Here is a 20546-nt window from a genome sequence, read left to right as displayed (position 1 = left end):
GGATTATTTTTTAAAGCTGAACCGAGAGGTAAGTAATCCCTCGGTGGCATGGTAAAAAAGATTAATGAATTTCTGGTCAGCTGAACGATAAGTTTTCCCTTTCACAGTTTTAGATAGCATATCGTCAAAAGAATGCATATCTACCTTCGATCCGAAAAGAGGAGTATCGGCCTTACGTCCGACAATCGTCGCGTCGAGCGACGCATCCAGGTTAAATGGTGAGAAAGACCGGCTGTTTAATTGCAGTTCGCGCAGCCACTCTTCATAAGCTTTCATAAAATCAGCAATTTTGGAACGATAAAAATTCTCCTGAATAAACTCCGTGGTGATAGCCGGTGCGTCTATGCTCCAGGATTGCCTGCCAAGAGACTTACTCAGCTGATCTTTCAAATACTTGTTGAACAGCATCAGCTGGGACAGCCGTTTAGCAATAATCCTTTCGCTGTCATCATGGAGGTCGGGAAATGTGATGGACTGTTTATCAGCCCTTACTCCAAACTCCCTGCATATCGGATTGGCAGCGCGACCGCCATTCGTTACCAGATCATCATCGGGGATACCGAGGAAGTCAATTACGGCAAGAGCACCTGCCAGTTCGATGAAATGCGCATCGTTTTGTTGTCCCCCCTCTCCGGGGTCGTTTTTATACGGTTTTCCGGTAAAATCGTCCATGAGGTAGTACAATGCATTTACCTGATCATTCACATTATCCTTGTAGTAAGCAAGCGCTGATTTGGTTTTCGCGATAAAATCCGACTTCTGGATCGGGCTGGAGTCGATGTTCTCGAGGTTGAAGTATGGCATCACCGTTAGTGCCCCTACCCTTGCATTCGCAACGTTGCCACGGCTGTTGATCCGGTCATTATTCAGGGCATTCCGGATATTCTTTAATATCGTTGGGAAGCCTGCGGCACCAGTGCCTCCAAAAATAGAACTAACAATAAAAATACGGTCTTCCTGGCTGTATTGACCGGCAAACTCCCGGAATTCCTCAGAATCCTTAAACTGGTTGAGAACCACACTTCCGATGTTCGGGTTTCCCACAAAACCGATATCCATTTCAAGGTCGAGCAGGTCCGTGGTTTCGCCGCGTTTATTGACCGATTCTCCTGAAAATAAAATGTTGGCCAAAGCTGCACTTTCCCGGTCCAGCTGACCATATTCTATGTAATCCCGGAAACGTGTTTGGGCAACCTGTTGGAGGCCCAGGGTGAAGCTGCTCGATAAACGGTGCTCAGAATTGCTGAGCTTGTCGAGGGTATTTAACCGAGTGCCAAAAAAGCCGTTATCTGTGCCTGCTACTTCCGTAATGGCCTGGTATTTCTCCAATAGGCTAAGCGTTCTTTTCAGGTCATCATTGGATTTATGCGGATCGATAATGATCGGGACTATTTCAAAGTCGGTGCGGGTATCGGGCTTAATTCCGGCGGCCAGCAGCATCGTCAGGGATTTCAATACCCTGGAGCCGGTCCCTCCGATAGCAAATAAAAACAAACGGGCCATGTGATGTTAGTTTAAGGTTTCCAAAAAGTGGTGTATTTACAATTGGTACTGAATCTCCGGATCCACGGAAAAGAAGTCACGCAGAGGTATATGATGAAAGCCCATAAAGCACTTGCCAGGCCGAAGCCGGCAAGGTCCCCTCCTGTGATTGTTAATTGTTTACATACCTGCCCGGAATGGACAGAATTATAAGCTATCGTGAAAGCGATGAGAAAGTTTAGCCCCGAGAGGACCAAAACAGTTATCCACCAGCTGCCTTTCCCGTTATAGCGCGGACTATCGATTACATGATATTGCACGAGGTATGCGAATCCGGTCAATGCAAGCATGATACAGCCGACATAAGTATACCATGGTGTCGCGATGTAATCACTACAGGTAACGTCAAATCCCCGGAGATGGTCACCCAGGTCGGCGGCATATAATGAAAATAACCCGCCGAACTCATACATACTTGAAAAAAAGTCTTTCATAATTTATTTTATAATAATGTCAAAGCTGCTGATGGTATTGTTGCCAGAGGCCTGGTAATAGGCATTGTATACGCCTTCGATCAAATATTTCAAACCAAATGTCTTTGCCTGCTCCGGTAACCAGGCGGCGATCTTTGTATCATTCTCTGAACTACTGTTTTCCACCCATTCTGGAATTTTTCTTTTGATGGAGACGGTGATCGTTTCCGGTCTGGGTTTTGTTGTAGTTAAATGGATCAGGTGCGTAAAGTTTTTTAGACTAGGGTCCGTTGTGTTACCGATCTGTTTGGCTTCTATTCCATAATTCTTATTACGTGCATAATTATTGGTATCTGAAAAAAAAGACGGTGGCAGGAGGCTTGCAGAATAGTCAACCGCCACATTGAACCCAAATTTGTCCATCGTCCGCGGCTGGCTCGATGCAACTGCATTTTCGATAGGGCCGTGGGCACCCAAAGGCAGATGAAAGGAACCGGTTTTGCCGGTGTATAATATCTTATAATCAGGAACCATGGTTTGTTGCACTCTTTGCAGGAGGAGCTTGTTCCGGTAGCTACCCCTTATATTCTCGATCACGCCGCTTTTAATAATTGCTCTCAGTTGGGTTTCGCTTCCCATAATCCAGGCGTAATAGGGTCGCTGAAGATGCAGGCTGACTGGTTTATCTGTTTGATCATAATAATAGCCATCAAACCTGGATGCTAGCTGAATAACCATTACAGACAGGTTGAATACCTTCAGTTTGGTTGCAAAATCTACCTTGATACCAATGCTTTCATGAGCGAGATAATTTGATGCATTCGTCTGCAAGCCCGGTGAAAAGACAAAGTCGGAGATTACAACTGACAGATTTCTACTGTTAGTCCGGCTCAAAACTGTGTTAAGGATTTGCCTTATGTCAGATGAAGAACGGACGCCTCCTCTCTTTTTAAAACTTGCCGGGGTTAAGGTTTGTATAAAATCATCAATATCCGCGGCGCCTGCATTTGACCGGGTAAAGGGAATCGTATGATTAATGTAATTCAGGTTCAGGCTGTCACAGTAATTATTTAATTTGATATCACCGAGTAAGGAATATAAAGCATCTTTAAACTCAGTTTGTCCGTTGACATATCCATCAATGCTGGCCGAATTTTCCAGGTAGACATTAATATTAAATTTATTGCTTTCGGTTGGATTTTCGTCGCCGCTTGCTGCCCATATAAGCCGGGCAGGGATTGTTATGCCTTTGACGGCATAAAGTTTCGACAAGTAGTTCGCAACTTTGAGCGTATCAAGATGATTATGAACGTAAAATACTTGCTTGAAACTGCTTTCTTTCCCTCTGCCGATTTCATCAAGCAGTTGATAAAACGCCCCCTTTTTCAATTTCCCTCCGGCTGCGAATTTAATTGCATGATCCTGAAAGTTTTCAAACTCTGTCTTGCAGGAAGTCAGACACGTTGCAAGAAATAAAAAAGAAAAGTATATTTTCTTCATAAATTATCCAGAATTATTTATTGAGCATTTTTAAAAACTGTAGTAAAAGATTCGGTGCTTCTCGTTGATAGCCACACCAGCTATCTGCAAACCGGAGTGTCCCGGGTGGTGTGGATCATTAATAGAGTAATACTAACGGGTATGACAATCAGGTGAACAAAAAGCGCAGCCGTCTGCTGTGGGATAGGTTTTCTTTGCTTCTGTAACTGCTCCCCTACAGGAAGCAAAAACACCCAAATGTTTCCGGTGCTGCGGTGCGGGCAGGAACGAACAATGCTCATGATGTACCTCATGGTCGCCGTTGGCCTGGGGGTTGGTATTTACGTAATATGTTTTCATAACCAAGTTTGTTAATTAGTGTCGATTCAAAATTAGCGCCTCAGAAGCCCCCTTTTTTGCGGGAAACCGCACGAGCTTAGGTTTTGATTGTTCATCCGGGACCGTGGGATTACATGGGCGACCGGGCAGGTCTGAAAGGAAGAAAAAGAATGAGGTGACACCATGCTTAAAAGAAACAGATACCGGAAACCATCGCAGGCACTCCGGCAGCTTTCAATAATAAACTATGCCGTTGCCTGAAAGATAAAAGGTTTTATCTACTCGTAAAATTGCTTACTTTAGCAAAAGAAAAGGGCCGTCCGGCCCGATTTGTGATAAGGTTTAGGTTACAGGGGACGGGCGCGATGCTGCGTACCCTGTTATTTTTATCGGATCATTACACAGGATCAACTGCACCCAATGCCTGAATTCAGATGATGCCCATATCCCTGCAAAAAATCACGAGCTGTTCGTTCTTCGAGAAGTTCAGGGCGTCCCGCATCTGCTTCAGGCGTTTTTCGACGCTTCGCAAAGCCGAGGGCTCCATGTTCTTTTGCTGTAAATAATCGGGGATGTTTTTTTGTAGCACACCCTGGGACAACAGGGTAATGATCATCACGTCCAGCTCTGTGAAATCATAGGCATTCTTCCGGCCCGTAACCTGCCGGAGGTGAGCGGGGTAATGTACTTTCCCGGAAAAAATGGCTTGCATTGCCACCCGCAGTTCCTGTGCGTCATGACGTGCCTTGCGGACATAGCCGTCGATCTTCAGTCTTTCGAACAGCGGTTCGATCACCCCTGCCCGATGTTCCGCCGAAAACACCAACACCTTCAGGTCCGGTTGCACCTGCCGCACTGCCGCGATCAGCGCTTCGCCATCCGCCAGCCGCTGAGCATTGTCGTCGGGTTCGAAGAACAGGTCGGTGACGAGGAGTTCATAGGGGCGCTCGTTCCTGATGGCAATCGAAACCCTCTTCAGGGCTTCGTCACAGTAATAAGCGAAATCAGGGGTTGTAACCCCCAGGTCCCCGAGGGTTTTCCGGACGGAGATACTGGCGCTTTCATGATCTTCGGCGATCAATACGTTTTTAAACATCATACAGCTTTTAGATGGCCGGGAAGGAAATATGGATTTTCAGGCCTTTTTCCTGGCTGGTGTCAAAGATAAGTTCGCCTCCCATACCTTTGATACGGTTTCCCGTATTCCGCAATCCATTCTTTTTTTTCAGCCCACCCGGCATACCTACACCGTCATCCGCATAGAAAATATGCACCCTCCGCTCTTCCAGGCTAAAGCGTAAAGCTACGTTCGTCGCCCCGCTGTGCTTGCGCATATTGACCATGAGCTCCTGCAGGATATGCCCGACCTCCTCCTGTTGCTCCGGGCTCGTATGCTCCCAAAGGGTTTCGTTGTTCCCTGCAGAAAGCACCCGGATCTGGTCTGTAGCAAAGGAGTTCAGCAGCGTTGCAATGTGTTCATGGAAAGCCTCCCGCTCCGGTGTTTTATGATCATAGGAGATATCCCTTGATTTTTCATACAGGTTGTCGATACTGTCCAGCAGCACAGCCTTGTCTATTCCCGACCTGTTTTCGACTTCCTTCATGATCCGGTAAAGGCCGTTAGCCACCACATCGTGTACTTTTTTAGAGGTTTTCAGCTCGCTTTCCCTGATCGCGTTCGCCGCCTCCAGCTCCAGCCGCTGCCTCCTTTTACGATACCAGAAGCGTAAAAAGAACGCCCCCAAAATGATCAGGGCAAAAGTCCCTAATATGATCAACCTTTGCCGGTCGATCTGGTAATTCTTTTCGGTATTGTCTTTTTGCAGTTTGAGTTTATCTGCCCGCTCCTTCTGTACATTATAACGGATCAGGGCGAACTGGTTCTTGGCTGCATTATGCGCCGTCTGTATACTATCCCCCAGCTCCCGGTATTTTACGAAAAAGCCACGGCTTTCTCCCGGGCCCGCCATCCTAACCAGTTTTTCCAAAGCGTCCAGCCGGTTGTCCGGGCTTTGGAGCCGCTGTGCCGTCGCATACAGCCTGCGGGCATAATCCAATGCAGCATCCGGGCGGCTGCCGGCATAATAATCCGCCAGGTGTGCAAAGCTCGAGTTCTGCCCCCATTCATCTTTTTCCTTCACCCGGATAGCAAGCGCTTTTAACAGTTCAGGTGCGGCATCATAGCGCGGGTCGCTCAGCCATCGGGTGGCGGCCATATTGGTCAGCGCCCGCGCATAGGCAGCCTTGTCCTTCCCGGTCTTTCCCGTAATGGCTTTATAGATGTTCAGCGCGGGGCCATAGGCTTTCTGCTCCCGGTAAGCATTGGCCTTATTATTCAGGATCACCAGCTTCAGCTGCTCATCGCTGGTGGCGCCAAGCGCCCGGTCATAAAAGCTGATCGCAGCGTCGTAGTTCTTCAGGTTGAAGCTGGTCATGCCCAGTTCGTTATAATCATTGACCAGGCTGCTGTGGTCTTTGCCGTCCTTTTCATCCAGGAACTTCAGGGAGAGCAGCAGGCTTTCCTGCGCACCGAAATTATCCCCCGCTTCCGACTGGATCATGCCCATATTGGTATAGGCCATGGCGACTTGCTGGCTGTCTTTGGAAGCCGATACGACTTCATTGAAATAATAAAAAGCAGAATCAGGCCGGCTGGAAAGAAAAGCATAGGCTTTCCGGTAAGTATCCCAGTTCGCCTTCGGTGCCGGCCGTTTGGCCTCCCGGCAGGAACACAGTACTGCTAGGCAGATGCCTATACATAAGGACAGCTTTCCCGGTGTGATCATTGGAGATAAATGTAGGAAAAAGCTGTGAAGTAATACAGGATGCAATAAAAAAGGCAGGCCCTGAAGGCCTGCCTTGACAACAGTATTTAAAAACCACCTGGTGGCGGAGGGGGCGGAGGGGGCAGGTGCCCGTTATCGCCGCCGCTGTCGGCATTAATCGTTACTGTACCGGTATTGCTTCCGTTGTGAGGGTTATGTGCAGGGCATGCGAATGCCATAAATATTGCAAAGAATAGATTAAACATTTTCCAAAAAATTTAAATAAGTGAGCTAATGGCCTGCACCCGGGGAGATCGGTCCCGGGCCTGGCAAACTGCGTAAGAAGCGCTTCTTACATTTTTTTGGGAAGTGTGAGCAATGATCGCGGAAGCCGGGTTACCGCTTCCCAAGCCGGTTAGCGGCCGCCGCTTTCGCTGCTCTTTTTTTGAAACCTGCCGGGTAGGTTTTCCCTTAGCTATCGGGCTGCCCGTCTGATTACGAAAGCAAATGTATAGCGACCTAAACCGCTTTGCAGCAAGGAATTCCGGCAATTCCGCTCGTTCCGGCAGGATTCCGTAAATGCTGCCGGAATTCCGAAAATTCCGTTAGTTTTACTTTAAATTTTTTTGGAAAATGTTTGCTGATTATCAAAAGCAAGTCCTGCTGACCTATCACGAAAAGAAAACGGCGAACCAGCTTTCGCCCAATTTGGTCAATACCACGCCCGGCAGGTTGCGGGAGGAATGTATTGCCGTTTTCACAGCGCGTTATGACCACCATCATGATGAAAAAATACTCCGGCAATTCTTCGGGTATCGCGAAGATGCTGCCGCGTATATGCGGGCGATCACAAACCTTAAAGCAGTGAAATTCAAAACCCTTGATAATTTTTTAAAGGGGGATACCTCCGGGACTCAGGAAAAAAACATCGAATTGCTGGCCTGGCTGATCGACTTTAAACCCCGCCCATACGAGTGGAATCGTTCCTACGAAAAACTGGAAAGGGCACATCAACCCGAAGCCGGGCAAATGAATTTGCCGGGGAGGATTTTAGAAAAGAGAAAGCCGGAAGAAGAAATGGAAGAACCAGCTGTCATAACTTTGCCCGGACTACCTGCAGGGACAAAAAATCAGTTGCCTAATCACAACGCAGAGGAGAAGCGCAACCAGGCTGTCCTTCCCCCTCACATAATTAAAACTTCCCGAAACTCAAGGTTAAGAAATACGGCTGTTTTGATGCTGTTGTTGTGCACTTCTGCTGGAGGGCTCTTTTGGGCCTGGAATGCGAAGCAAAGTAAGGAACAATGCATGTGCTGGACAGGGGACCATTACCGGTCCATTTCCTGCAGGGAAAAATTAAAAGGTTCGGATATTTTCGGGATGGACAGCCTGCAAATGGCCAATTTCAAAAAGATCACCAGGCCGGATACCCTGACGCAAAGGTCACTGGGCCACGTCTGGTATTCCAAAATCGACGGCAATGTCGAATTTTATACCGCGGGCGGCATTCACCCGGTTCACCGGGAACGCAGGCTGAAGCCATTGACGATATACATCCTGAACAAATACGCCAACCAGGCTTCGGCAAAGAACTAAAGGAAGGATTTAATCAGCATGGAAAGGCGGTTCGCTTCCATGCCGGCAATCGCAACAAGCGCCGGACTGGATTTCCGATTTCCTGACAGACAGGAAACCGGAAATAATTACTATCAGCTATAGCATTTCCCCTACACCCCTATTAAGGAAAACGGGCGTTGTCAGGCCTCTTGCCGGTCAAAATTCGCTTAAAGCCAGCCTGCAATTACCCGCCAAACCAATAACCCGGGCAGCTTGTCTTCAACCTGCTTAAGCCATTCAGCCTATTTTTTGCAAACCCCGCATGTCAGCCCCTGCTTTGCACAACGTTTACAGTATTTGCAATTCCTGCAGGCCCTGCATGGGTTTGCTCCCTTGCAGGTAGCGAAGCTGCTATTGGAGGTCTTAGCAGGTGAATTAAGGCTTGCTTTACACAATAGCGTTCCGGCAGCCAGGAACAGCATGATAAGGAGTCGTTTCATGATCATTCAGTTTGGGTACCTAAACTTACCAAACCCAACTGATAAATCAAACCTGCGGGTCAGATAGATGATAAGACTATTACTGTACAGGGGAAGGTGATTGATTATCAGGGTAAGTCTGAGATTGTTGTGGTTGATGCGAATGCTATAAGTATTGAAAAGTGATTTGACAAAAAGTAATAGTCATTTGGAAATGGAAACGCCGGACTGATTGAACCCGGCGTTTCTTGTGATATGAGAAAATTATTATTCGATGCAACCAATTGCCCCTCTTTTCTTTTGAACTGATTTTAGAAACTAACATAATCTTATGACTTTCTCTTATAAGGCAATTGGGGACGAATGCTGTTGTTGGTTCCTTTGAGCCAATTCCATTTTACAGCATGTTGAATGATCATTGCTGATTTAATAATTATCATTACCGGACACTTTGCCAATCAACCTTTCATAACAAACTAACCGGCAATATTTTATTCAAACAGCTGCTGAGTTTCTACATAATACGTTTTCCGTTTATCCAGCTCGGCTTTTAGTATTACCTCACCATTAAGTGTCAAAGTTTGCTTCGGCCGGTGCACCTGCAGAAAATCGCGTTCCTTTTCAGTGATGGTATCCGGAAAATTTCCGCGGATATGGTCTTCCGCATCAGTTAATACACTTTCAATGGCCCGGGTTAAGATTTCTATATGGGCTTCAGGTATTTTATCGGCTTTTGAAAAAGGTGATATTTTTGCAGCATAAAGAATCTCATCCACATAGGCGTTGCCGATACCCTGGACAGTTTTCCCATTCGTTAACACCGTTTTGATCGGCTTCGATAATTTTGCAAGTGCGGTCTTCAGGTAACCGGCCGGCAGGTCCATCGCATCCGGCGCTCCGTTGGATTTAGGATCGAGCGTCAGGATAACCGCCTTTTGCCAGTCGGCGATCGCCAGCCCCGTACCGTCGGCAAACAGCAATTCCGCAATCGTAAACCGGTTGGCATTTTCATTTTCATACCAGTACATGGTGCCGTGCAGCATCAGGTGGATGCTCAATACATGCCCGTTTCCAAATAAAAATTGTAATTCTTTACCTATCCTGTTAATGGCCGTTAAAGGCTGACCTTCCAGGGCCTCCCGCATCAGGTTTTCGGGGACTTTGAGCTGGCGGGTTATCGGAATACGGATTGACGCCAGGGTCTTTCCGGCAAGTCTTCGGGCAAGGTTGCTGCTGAATATGTTTAAATCAGGGATTTCCGGCATGGCTTTATTATTATTTGTATTCACTTTCGGCCCGCAGGCCAACTTCTTCAATGATTGAATCAGGCAGTATGGCCCCGGATTCCTGGATCCAGGCCGCATCACCGGTATGGGCGATAGTTCCTATCAACCGGCCATCGAAAAATATATCGTATGATTGCGCCTGCATTTTCACTTTGCAATTTACTGTTTTACCGGCCTATTCCAGTTCAAAAACTAAAAGAAGGCATTTGATCTTCCATAATCACTGAGCTAATGCGCTTCCGGGTACTTTGATAGCCAGGTCAAGTTCCTGATTGAGTTTGGGTATCAAATATTCAAACAAAGTCAAAGCCGGCGCATCGCCGGCATGGATAAAAAAGTATAAAGATTGCAGGCCCTGCTGCTTCCATGCTTTCAGGCTTATGGCCCATTCATCCAATCGCTGCAGGTCGTTTTGCTCATCCCCGCTATTGACAAACCGGATAAAGGCATGCGGTATGGTCAGTTCCATATGGACGCAGTCCCGCCGCCCGATGCTATCGGAAATCACCGCCCCCATATGTAACTCCCTGAGCGGCTCAAATAAATTCCTGCGGTGCACTGTATCTGCGAACCAGTTCTTATTTCTCACTTCCAAAAACAGCGGAACATCCGCCGGCAATGTCGCTAAGAAAGCTTTCAGATCATTAAAACTGTTCGGGCCAAAATTATCTGCCAGTTGAAGGAATCAGGGCCCGAGGTGTTTCCCGAGAACAGAGATACTGGTATAAAATTCATTGGTCTGTTCCTCCACGTTCCGGAACCTGCGTATGTGCGAAATACTTTGCGGAAATTTCGGACAGAATTTAAAATCAGCAAAGTTTTAGACCATTTGTTTCCGGGCATACATCCTTTCCGGAGGCTGCGGCTGGTAGAAGGTCGTGCTCAGCTCAACCGTATTAAAATGAGCGGCATAAATGCTTAAAAAATCAGCGTCTTTGGTCTCCCCCGGATATAACTTACCCAGCCAGTTTTTATAGCCCCATTTGCGGGCGCCCACAAAGGCCTCAACCTGTGCCGCAGGCTGAACGCTTTGCAGCGTAGCAGTGGTCAGTTCCGGATCAGCGGGCAAGTGATAATCAAAATTTGTCAGACCGGTTTCGTTTCTTCCAAAGTGCATACGCCGAAGTTACGGAGGCATTGAGTATTTCAAGGTAAATAAAAGTAAAAGGTTGCCAGCAAGATTTCACCTTCATCAAAGCTCTCCGAGAAAGCCAGGTAAGCGGTTGAAGCTTTTTTTGATTTTAATCCTTCTAAAGAAAACAAGTGTCATGATCAACATTTCGTCGCTAACACTAACTAAACCTGACGGCAGCCGGTTTACCGTTACGATTGAGCCGATCTTTATCAGCCTGCCGGAATCCAGGTATTTTACGGGCGTTTACCGTATCCTGGAAGCCGATATGACCGGAAGGAGCTCGGAGAAGTAGCCTTTCACCTGGACGACGACCAGATCTGGGAGTTTACCGGTGACTACTTTAGCATGGAAGAGCAGGAACAAATTGTCGGTTTTATCCGGGAGAAAGAGCCGTATGGTTCGTTGACATTTACCGAAACTACCAATGGCATAACGAACTTTTACCGCGTTACTGACAATGAAGGGCATTTTGGGGGAGAAAAGGCAGGGGTACTGATAGCGGTTATTGAACAACACGAAGCATGGCAGCAAACCTAGGGAAACCCTTTGGGTGAAGACCTGTTCCATAAAATCGTATCAAAGATCGAGGAACTTAACCATTGAATTGTTCGAAATACCTGTAGTTCTGCAGGCAATGCCCCACCTGATACAGGGTGGATAAATTGATTGAAAAAGCGGGCCTATCAGGTTGCCGGTACCTCCCGGCAGGTCCTCAGCAGGTTGACGCCGATGTAATAAAAAAGCATGATCGGCACGGCAGGTATCATAAACGGGTAATAAGGAAATCCCGAAAAGGCCGTTGCACCAGGATACATCGTGAACAGGAGAATGGATAACATCGCAACAATACTAAAGGCGATGTATATGGCTGCAGCTTTTTTGAAAATCCCGGCCCGCAGGAGAGCGCCGGCAAACATGGCTGCGGAGAAATAGGTGAGCAGCACTTGTCCGATCGTGATGACCCATATTTGCTGCATTGCGGGAGCAAACCATTCCAAGGGTTTGCCGGGCGCCCCTCTTGCAATCCTTATTTTATAGGTTTGAATGGCAAAGCTGTGCCAGAACGATGTGTTGATAAAGAACAGCGGGATCGCAATGACTATCGCCGTATAGCCTAACTGTGCGTAGAATTTTTCACCTTTCTCATTTAGAACTAGTTTTAACAGTGATAAACCGAGGGCGACCAGTATCCCGTCCGCCAGCAGGATATCAAAGCGCGCCTTTTGCTCGGTCGCAGTGTCCACCCAGCCCTGTATGCTGCCGGGAGGCGCACCCATGCCGAAAAGTATGGAAAGCATGCAGACAGGCAGGATCAACAAACAGGCACCAAAAGCCAGGTGTCTTTTTTCTTTTTCTGCTGATTTGATACCCTTAGCGCCCAATATCCATGCCGCCGCCAGCATCAGGGCGATGTTCACAAGCCATATCGGAACATAAACTTTGTAGCTGATATGACCGAGCTGAAAGGCCAGAATGAAAGTCAGGACAGGGACACTGCACAGATAAATATAGCTGATTGATTTTACCGGTTTCATTATCTTATTGGTTTTATAACTCATTCGTTTTACAAAAATGCTTCTCCCTTTACCGCTAAAAAGACTTGAATGTTCCAATATCCTAAAGCGGGTTCGCATCAACAGGATGTGCATCCATGCTTACTTTGAACAGGCCTTTATGTGAACACAGGTTTAAAGCGAGCGCACCGTTGTGGGTTGCGGCTACAATAGCATCTATGATACTAAATCCTGCGTATACGCTTTACCCAGCCGGAGATCTTAAAAGCACTTGCTGTTTCCGCTAGCTCCGGCCCGAATAATTCCGGCTTTGGCCTAACCTTATTTCCAATATTTACATTGGGTCGTTTTCCGGCGATGAATTAACTTGCTTAGGCGAAAAACCGAAATGTCGTGAAAAACTCGCTGAAAAACTTGCCGGACTACTGAAACCGACCTGGTAAGCCACTTCCCCAATGGTGGCAGCGCGGCGGGCCAGGAGATCGTGTGCATACTGTAATCGTATTTCGCGTACCAGTTCGCCGGGAGCCCGTCCAATTATTGCTTTTAATTTTCGATGCAGTTGAATTCTGCTCAGGCCAATATCTCCAGCCAGTTGATCGGTACCATAGCTATTGTCATCCAGGTGATTTTCAACCGCGGATTTTATCTTGTTTAAAAAAGCCTGTTCTATCGTCGGCATATAAGGCAGGTCAATCAACCATCTGGTTGGGACTACAGCATTTTGTTTCAGAATATTGCGCGTCTCGATCAGGTTGCCGATCAAGGCCAGCAGTTCGCGTTTCTCAAACGGTTTGGCAAGATAAGCATCGGCTCCAGTTTGAATACCCTTTATACGGCTCTCTACGTCAGCCTTAGCCGTTAACATGATTATGGGGATATGGCTTGTCCGCTCGTCTTTTTTCATTAACGCACACAGCTCATACCCATCTGTATCAGGCATCATCACATCGGTAATAATGAGTGCCGGAATATGTGCTATCCCCAAAGTTGTCCCGGACTTTCCGTTTGAAGCGGTTATTACCCGGTATTGGCCGGCAAGCTGACGTTCGATAAAGTCACAAAGTTCCGGGTGATCCTCCACCAGCAAAATCAGGTCTTTATCGGCTTCTGTCGCCGACAGGTCTGCTTCTTCGTTTTCTGTGGCCGGTTTCACGACCGTGAATTCCACGCCATTAGTATGAGCATCCGCTGCTTCGTCCAAGGGCAGCTGGATAACCACTTCGGTAAATGCGCCTTCCCAGCTGCTCGCGCGTATGCTGCCGCCCATGAGTTCAACCAGTTCCTTGCAAAGAGCCAGCCCGATACCGCTGCCCTCAGAGGCCTGGCTAACCGGTGGACTGACCTGGTAAAAACGACTGAAAATATACGGAAGCTTTGATTGGGGGATACCTTTACCGGTATCGCGGACGGAGATTACATATTGATTACCAGGCATGCCGCCATCCTGGTATAGAAAAATTTCTACTTTGCCTATAGATGTGAATTTTACCGCATTTCCAATTACATTCAGCACGATCTTATCCAATTTGTCGCGGTCACCCATTACGCAAAGCTCCCGGTAGTTTGACCGGAAATGCAGGGTGATCCCTTTTTGAAGCGCCATCGGCTCAAAACTTTGAATATGGCCCAATAATAATGCATTTAAATCGAGCGGCTCAAATGACAATTCCATTAGTCCCTGCTCCAGTTTACTCAGGTCAAGCAACTGGTTGATCAGCCTTAGCAAGCGCTCCGCATTATTCAGGATCATCCGGTAATCCCGGAGCAATGACGGATCGGAGGTCTTGCCGGCAAGCTCCCTGACCGGGCTGAGGATGAGCGTTAACGGCGTCCGGAACTCATGCGCAATATTACCAAAGAATCTTGATTTAACGGCGTCCAGTTCACGCAGTTTATCCGCCTTTTCTTTCAGTTCAGCCGTGCGTTGCTGTACAATCGATTCCAGCTTGCGGGCTTCGGCCGCAATCAGTTCGGTTTTTTCAGCTTCCTTTGACAGCGCAAAAGCCGACAACGCTTCAACCTCGGCCAATTGTGTGGCCAATTGCTGGCTTGTGCCGGCAAAATCGAGGGCGATATAAAGTGACAGGCAGAGCGGTAAAACAAGCTCGCCCGCGCTCATGACAAACACCCGCATTGAATTATAGCCATAAGGCCATACGCTGAACGTATCATCCCAGCAAAAAATATAAACCAGGAAAACGGCCAGTACCCCCGCTGTTACCAACCACGCCTTACGCCGTCCTTTACGTATAAGGTGAAACACGCAGATAAAGCCATCCAGATTGCAGACAAGGAAAACTGACGAAAAAAAATCGGGAAAATCAGTTTCCTTTACCATATAAAATTTATAAAAGTAGAAAAGTAAATAGGCCATGCATACACATGCCAGGGTAACCTGCCGCCAGCGATGTATTTTGCCATAATCCAGCATATACAACAAAATGAGCCCCCACCACAATAGCAACACCTTCAGATTATAGATCATGTAATGGGCGATATATTGCAGCTGCGGATCGGCGGTTAAATAAAAAAGGTATACACACCCGCTGGTGATGCCGGTTAGCATAACAAACAATGCGTAATAAAAATTCAGCTTCTGCTTCGGATAAAACAGGAAAAGCAAAAAGTGCAGCAAGCCAAGAATGAAGGCCGCGGCGGCACACATGGGCACAAAATTATATAGCGTCCGGGCGCGCATTATCCGCCTGCTATACAAATCGTAATTGGTAAGTAACACTTCAAAGCCTACAAAATTACGGTATACACCAAAAGGGTTGGCGTAGTGAATAGTTACCAGATGCGGCACATCGTCCTTTAACCAAAAAGGTATCATCTCCAATGGTGCCCGGTTGGCTTCCGTTGCTTCAACCGGGTAGCCGATTTTGCCATGTCCGCCTACTGGCTCCCCGTCAATAAATATTTCCGACGCGCCGTCATGATTAATGCGCAGGCCAAATTTTTGGCCGGCCATATCCTTACCCGCTTTTACCCAAATATTAAACCAGCCAATACCTTTCCACCCGGCGGGTAGTTTGTCTGCGCCAAACGCCGTATACTGTACGACCTCCCAGCCGCCGGAACGGACATCAGGCAGTGTATTTGCGTTATTTATTTCCGGATGAAAGGACCAGTGTTTATCACGCAGTGATATCTCATGGTAGACGCCGAAATCTTTGGGATGAAGGATTACTGTGTCCTGCGCATTGGCCTTATTGTACCAAGCCAACAGCAAAAGCAACAGGACGAAGGTACATTTAGCTGGATGCATGTTGAGTTTAAGTTTATGTAAAACCGCAGGGCTTTTTATAATCAAAAATAATATTCTGTTATTATAATATCGATACCGCAAGGCCTTATCAAATGGTTGCAAAGTCTCATCAACAAAGCGGCCCTAATATTAGTTAATGCCTTTTTCCAGTCTGGCGTTTTGACCTGCAAATATCTTCCATTCACCGCTCTGCTTTATCACGACGATCATCCGGCGAAACTCAAACGTTTGCCCCGGATATCGTTCGTCGCCGGCAAGCCCCGTTCGTACGTGTACAAGCGCAAGGTCCTGATTAAGATAGGTAATATCTTCAACAGCCCGGGTGTAGTACTGTGTCTTTTTGAAATAGGTATTATGTACCTGTTTATAATGCCTGAAAATATCATCCCGGCCTTTATAGTAGGCGCCAAACCAGTTCACCCAGGTAGCATCAGAGGTATAGTTGGCCGCCAGTTTTTCGGGGCTATGGCTATTCCACGCATCTTCATAATTTTTAATCATCTGCCGTATCGCAGCGTTGTTCGACGTCGTGTCAGGCTGCTGTGCCAGCGTCCTGGACCAGCATAGCCATATCAGAAGTATCAGGCTTGTTATCTTTTTCATAGGTATTTTTATACAGGCGGATAAACATTTATAGCGGATAGTACAAATTAAGGTGATACTTCATGGAGTTACTTATGCTTGTGTTACAAATCCTTTAGTTTTTGTTACATAAAACAAAACCTGCCCGATTGACGAAACGATTTCGAACTGATTTGTAACAACCGCGAAACAAACTTTCCCAATAGTCCCGTTTTTTTGTAATAACAATTTGCCCCCGGGCATTACGGCCCTTACGGTTGAGGGCGTTGATTACAAATAACAAAACTTACCTATGAAAAAATTATTAAAACTAACGGCAGTATGCTGCTGCCTGTGGCTGGTATTATCATGCGGGAACAAGCCAAACAATCCTGCACCGGGTGATGGCAACAATAATGGCAATAACAATAATAACGGGAATACAGCTACCACCTGCAGGCTCACAACCCAGTACACAAACTATAACAACAGGCCGGAGAGCTTTCAATTTGAATACGATGCCAATGGTAACCCCTCAAAGGTATCTTACACCAACAATGGCACATTATCTATTATTCAAACTATACAACCTACGCAAATAAATATAAACGAAGCAGTATCAAACGCGCTTGACCGCGGGATTACGTATAATGTCAGCTATCTTGACAAGCGCCCTTCTTCGTACGTAGTGCATTCTGATGTATCAACGCAATTGCTGGCCGGCGTTTTCACTTATGATGGCAAAGGCCGCCTGGCAACGGTAACCGGAGGTTTCGCAGATAACAACGGCGTGCTCGAAACTGAAACAGCCACAACCGTAACGATAACCTACGACGACAACGGTAACGCAATCAAATTAACCTATCAAAATAAAGATGGCATTACGCACACCTATACCGCAACTGGATTTGATAAAAATCCAACACCTTATGCCGCTATAAAAAACAGCTCCTTTATTCAATATGATTTTTATTGGATAGGTACCGATCTTGACTATCCGCGCTATGTGTTTGATCACCTCAGTGCCCATAACGTGTTAGGCTATACTGCCACAAGCCTGGGTACCAGCTTCGTATACGCCGAAAATTTCAAATACAAATATAATGACAAAGGCCAGCCCACTGAACGCAATGGCACTGGCGGCGAATATGGCCAAACACCAACGAAAGGCTACGTTGATAGCTGGACCTATAACTGTCAGTAATCAAACATCTTTAATTATTATACTTATGAAAACTTTGCCAATAGCAAGTGCAATATTCCTTGTTGCAATTGCAGTTACTTCCTGTTCAAACGACAAAAAAAGTCAACCTGCTCCTGTGGTTACACCATTGGTGAAACAAATGGTGATAACCTATCCATATTTAAGGGACGTATTGAATAACACTTACGATGATCAGAAACGATTAGCCACCGTAGGAAATGCAAATACGATCATTACGTATAATGCCGGTGGTTTCGAAATAACACAGCCTTATGGAAGTAACGAGAAATTAACAACCGATGTAACTTTGGATAACAACAGCCGTATTGGAACGGTACTGACTTATCCCAATACCAACGAACGTTATAACGCCACATTTAGTTATGATGAAAAGGGCCGCCTGGTCAAAATAATACAAACTGACACATACTATGGCAATGTTATCCGTGAATTGACTTTTATGTACACCTGGGACGATAATGGCAATCTATTAAGCAGCAGACAGATAGCTAAAAACGAAGATTATACGGTAACCTATTCCGGATTCTCAGCCGAAAACGTCAATACACTCAAAGGCAGCAATTTTGGATTCGATTATTTTGGCACTACAGATTATCCTAGCGACTTTGTACCCAATGATGACGGCGGAAGCGGCCATACCTTTCCATCAATATATGCCGGTAAAACTTTGCCGACACTCATAAAAGGTCCGGGCTACACCCATAATCTCACTTATCACAAAAATGCTCAAGGATACATCGACAGAATAGAAATCAACAACCCGGCTTCTGCTGTCGATCATACGATAATTGATATCGCTTATCAATAAAACAGCCCGGCATCATGAAAACATCATCAATCATTATGTTTATATATTGCTGCACGGTGCTTACCGCATGCAATTTTAGCAGGGGCGCCAAAAAAGACTTCAGTACAGGATTATCCTACAGTTACAATGGCTTTAACGTACAGAATGTTTTACTGATCAATGCATCAGGCAATCCATTAAGCAGCAACAAGGTATCATTAAATACGCGCGTATCTGTTGCAGCCCTGGGCGTCATCAATTATGGATTAAAGGACGAAAAGGTTTATCCGGGTATGATGCTGGCCGTTACCGATCAGAAAGGTAACCCGGTGATCAAGTCTGCCGACCTTTTTGCAGGCGGCAAAGGTTACCCGCCGGCAGGAGCGACAGAGCTGAGGGGTGATATCACAATTGCACAGCCCATGGCATCCGGGCAGACTTATCATGTCAAGGTGCGCATATGGGATAAAGTAAAAGCAGGCAACGAGATCAATGCTGAAGCAGACCTTGTCGTACAGTGATTGATCACGATAAGTAATATTGATCATCTTAAAAATTCTCACTATGGTCATTTTCATGCGCAGAAAGCCCGCACTTATTTACGGCACTATCCTTGGCGCGATATGCCTGCTGGGCGGCGTCACACAAAATAAAGCTGAAACAACTTTGGTAGGTTCCCTGATGCTTATTTACACCGTTGGCAGTTTAATCATGGACAAAAGAAAAAAAGAAGCAGCAAAAAAGCAGGCTTCCAAACCTGAATAATGTAGAGGATATGATTGGTAAAACTGATTCATAACACATAGCGGAATAAGACACGGGAAAAATAAATTTGTCTTCTATATTTCGGCATAAAGTTGGGTTATGCATAGCTTATATTGAAGTGAGAGGACCGGCTTTAAAAATGCCGGTTTTGAATTCGGTGTTTTGGCTGCTTCTTTTATGATCGGCTTGGGAATGCCGGCGCCTTTGTTAAGAGTAATCAGCAAATATAACGCCAGTAATGTTCCGAAGGGAGGTAACACCTGATCCCCTGGTTGCCGATCCGCCCTGCGATCCTGTCGATCAGTTCCGCGATCTCTTCACTTTCCAGCCCCGGTTTTCCGGCCCAAAGGCCGGCCTGCTGATCATTGACAGCTTCCACAAGCGATGCCCCCAGTACAAAAAGCTCAATTCCCAGTGCCGGCTTGATCTGATCGAACTTCAATGAAAAGAGTTTAAAAAGATGCTCCGTACGGTTACTGGCCTGGCTGGTACCGATGCCTATTTGCCCCTTCTTACCGTCAATACGAAACCAGATCAGCTCCGATTGCTGCAAGCCTTTGCCTTCTCCGCACAAGCGTTTGCAAAGTGTGTCCAATAACTTAAAAACTGCGATTTCGATAGCCTCACGCGTCCGTACAGGTTCCAGGCATTCCAGGCGTTCGCTATAGGGCACCGCTTCCTTCAGCGGGATCAGGAATCCCTCCTCCTGACCGAGTGCCTGTAAAAGGCGCAGCACCAACTCCTTTTGAAAGCGCCTGCGGAGCACCGAATGCGTCATATGCACGAAACTGCTGATTTTATCGAGGCCGAGGTTCTGAAATTTGATTAACAGGTCCGTCGGTAAGCGGAGCGCCGATGGCGGCAGCGGCATCAAGGCGTTGCGGTGTCCTCCTTCAGGGACGATCAGGCCTTTTTGGGCACAGCGGGCAACTCTCCAGGCGGCACCGATCGTATCGGCGATCCCGGGGCGGACGTCGTAACCAACAGCCTTTAACCTGGTGACCATATCTTTCAGGTATTCCCGTTCCCCTCCCCGGAGATGGGCACAGCCGGTAATATCCAGTAGCAAACCATCGGGCGGGTCCGGCATAATCAATGGCGTATAACGCAGACACCATTCAGCCAGCCCGGCAAGCAATTTGGCCTCCCTGCCTTTCTTATGTTCAAAGACAGCCAGGTCTGGTGCAATCACCTTGGCATCAGCGAGGGTCATCCCCTCTTCAATGCCAAACCCATGGGCCGCCGCTGTCGCCGCTTTGACGATCAGCCGTCCGTGATCCGGCTCAGCAAAAACAAAAGGTTTTCCCCGGAGCTCCGGCTGGCGGACCGCATTCCAATCTGTCAGCAGGTAACGGAACCAAAGGGACAAAAAACGCTTAGGCATACCGGTGCAATTTTTCGGGTGCAGCAAAGGCGTTACTGTTCGGA

Annotated in this window: 20 protein-coding genes and 1 pseudogene; 7 read left to right on the top strand and 14 right to left on the bottom strand. The window is 46.9% G+C overall.

All coding sequences use genetic code 11. The features are described from left to right. Window positions 1–3 precede the first annotated feature (3 nt). The 7 genes from AC59JO_RS25160 to AC59JO_RS25130 all read right to left on the bottom strand — a co-directional run bounded on the left by AC59JO_RS25160 (window position 4) and on the right by AC59JO_RS25130 (window position 6777). Window positions 4–1455, bottom strand: a complete 1452-nt coding sequence (locus AC59JO_RS25160) for a hypothetical protein (protein ID WP_497308907.1) — start codon at window positions 1453–1455, stop codon at window positions 4–6. Window positions 1456–1514: 59 nt separating this feature from the next. Beyond that, window positions 1515–1976: a hypothetical protein gene (locus AC59JO_RS25155; RefSeq protein ID WP_497308905.1), complete on the bottom strand. Its 462-nt coding sequence runs from the start codon at window positions 1974–1976 to the stop codon at window positions 1515–1517. Between the two features lie 3 nt (window positions 1977–1979). Then, complete coding sequence (locus AC59JO_RS25150; RefSeq protein WP_497308903.1) at window positions 1980–3455, bottom strand: hypothetical protein; 1476 nt, start codon at window positions 3453–3455, stop codon at window positions 1980–1982. A gap of 132 nt (window positions 3456–3587) precedes the next feature. Beyond that, window positions 3588–3794: a hypothetical protein gene (locus AC59JO_RS25145; RefSeq protein ID WP_497308901.1), complete on the bottom strand. Its 207-nt coding sequence runs from the start codon at window positions 3792–3794 to the stop codon at window positions 3588–3590. 409 nt (window positions 3795–4203) lie between these two features. After that, window positions 4204–4869, bottom strand: a complete 666-nt coding sequence (locus tag AC59JO_RS25140; protein ID WP_497308899.1) for a response regulator — start codon at window positions 4867–4869, stop codon at window positions 4204–4206. 10 nt (window positions 4870–4879) lie between these two features. Next, the gene (locus AC59JO_RS25135; RefSeq protein WP_497308897.1) at window positions 4880–6559 is read right to left on the bottom strand and encodes an ATP-binding protein; all 1680 of its coding nucleotides are present in this window, start codon (window positions 6557–6559) and stop codon (window positions 4880–4882) included. Window positions 6560–6645: 86 nt separating this feature from the next. After that, window positions 6646–6777 (bottom strand): hypothetical protein, encoded by a 132-nt coding sequence (locus AC59JO_RS25130; RefSeq protein WP_497308895.1) that lies wholly within the window; start codon window positions 6775–6777, stop codon window positions 6646–6648. Between the two features lie 394 nt (window positions 6778–7171). Here AC59JO_RS25130 and AC59JO_RS25125 point away from each other — a divergent pair, with 394 nt between their 5' ends. After that, complete coding sequence (locus AC59JO_RS25125; protein WP_497308893.1) at window positions 7172–8134, top strand: hypothetical protein; 963 nt, start codon at window positions 7172–7174, stop codon at window positions 8132–8134. A gap of 931 nt (window positions 8135–9065) precedes the next feature. On the opposite strand, the gene AC59JO_RS25120 is transcribed toward AC59JO_RS25125, so the two are convergent. From AC59JO_RS25120 to AC59JO_RS25110, 3 genes and pseudogenes are all read right to left on the bottom strand, one after another. Then, on the bottom strand, window positions 9066–9839 hold the full coding sequence (locus AC59JO_RS25120; protein ID WP_497308891.1) for a DNA-formamidopyrimidine glycosylase family protein: 774 nt from the start codon (window positions 9837–9839) through the stop codon (window positions 9066–9068). A 10-nt stretch (window positions 9840–9849) separates the two neighbouring features. Then, window positions 9850–10005 (bottom strand): hypothetical protein, encoded by a 156-nt coding sequence (locus tag AC59JO_RS25115; RefSeq protein WP_497308889.1) that lies wholly within the window; start codon window positions 10003–10005, stop codon window positions 9850–9852. Between the two features lie 75 nt (window positions 10006–10080). Then, window positions 10081–10977, bottom strand: a pseudogene (locus AC59JO_RS25110) (DUF72 domain-containing protein). A gap of 151 nt (window positions 10978–11128) precedes the next feature. Between AC59JO_RS25110 and AC59JO_RS25105 the strand changes: the two are divergent. Both AC59JO_RS25105 and AC59JO_RS25100 read left to right on the top strand, forming a co-directional pair. After that, a complete protein-coding gene (locus AC59JO_RS25105; RefSeq protein ID WP_497308887.1) occupies window positions 11129–11287 on the top strand; it encodes a hypothetical protein in 159 nt (52 codons plus the stop codon). Window positions 11288–11340: 53 nt separating this feature from the next. Beyond that, on the top strand, window positions 11341–11532 hold the full coding sequence (locus AC59JO_RS25100; protein WP_497308885.1) for a hypothetical protein: 192 nt from the start codon (window positions 11341–11343) through the stop codon (window positions 11530–11532). Between the two features lie 146 nt (window positions 11533–11678). Here the strand turns inward: AC59JO_RS25100 and AC59JO_RS25095 are convergent, their stop codons facing one another. The 3 genes from AC59JO_RS25095 to AC59JO_RS25085 form a co-directional block, all read right to left on the bottom strand. Further along, window positions 11679–12530: a hypothetical protein gene (locus AC59JO_RS25095; RefSeq protein ID WP_497308883.1), complete on the bottom strand. Its 852-nt coding sequence runs from the start codon at window positions 12528–12530 to the stop codon at window positions 11679–11681. 313 nt (window positions 12531–12843) lie between these two features. Continuing rightward, window positions 12844–15780, bottom strand: coding sequence for a hybrid sensor histidine kinase/response regulator transcription factor (locus tag AC59JO_RS25090; protein WP_497308881.1), 2937 nt, complete (start codon window positions 15778–15780; stop codon window positions 12844–12846). A gap of 129 nt (window positions 15781–15909) precedes the next feature. Further along, entirely contained in the window at window positions 15910–16383 is a 474-nt protein-coding gene (locus AC59JO_RS25085) for a YybH family protein (RefSeq protein ID WP_497308879.1), read from the bottom strand. A 271-nt stretch (window positions 16384–16654) separates the two neighbouring features. Here AC59JO_RS25085 and AC59JO_RS25080 point away from each other — a divergent pair, with 271 nt between their 5' ends. Genes AC59JO_RS25080 through AC59JO_RS25065 form a run of 4 tightly spaced genes read left to right on the top strand, consistent with a single transcriptional unit; the run spans window position 16655 to window position 19118 of the window. Then, the gene (locus tag AC59JO_RS25080) at window positions 16655–17545 is read left to right on the top strand and encodes a hypothetical protein (protein WP_497308877.1); all 891 of its coding nucleotides are present in this window, start codon (window positions 16655–16657) and stop codon (window positions 17543–17545) included. A 25-nt stretch (window positions 17546–17570) separates the two neighbouring features. Further along, on the top strand, window positions 17571–18374 hold the full coding sequence (locus AC59JO_RS25075; protein ID WP_497308875.1) for a hypothetical protein: 804 nt from the start codon (window positions 17571–17573) through the stop codon (window positions 18372–18374). A 14-nt stretch (window positions 18375–18388) separates the two neighbouring features. Then, complete coding sequence (locus AC59JO_RS25070) at window positions 18389–18874, top strand: hypothetical protein (RefSeq protein ID WP_497308873.1); 486 nt, start codon at window positions 18389–18391, stop codon at window positions 18872–18874. Between the two features lie 19 nt (window positions 18875–18893). Further along, window positions 18894–19118 (top strand): hypothetical protein, encoded by a 225-nt coding sequence (locus AC59JO_RS25065; RefSeq protein WP_497308871.1) that lies wholly within the window; start codon window positions 18894–18896, stop codon window positions 19116–19118. A gap of 217 nt (window positions 19119–19335) precedes the next feature. On the opposite strand, the gene AC59JO_RS25060 is transcribed toward AC59JO_RS25065, so the two are convergent. Then, window positions 19336–20502: a Y-family DNA polymerase gene (locus tag AC59JO_RS25060; protein ID WP_497308869.1), complete on the bottom strand. Its 1167-nt coding sequence runs from the start codon at window positions 20500–20502 to the stop codon at window positions 19336–19338. Window positions 20503–20546 lie beyond the last annotated feature (44 nt).

The sequence above is a fragment of the Mucilaginibacter sp. A5337 genome, from assembly GCF_059690695.1.
Note: the sequence above shows the minus strand (reverse complement) of the source record. Positions and strands in the feature narration are given on the sequence as shown.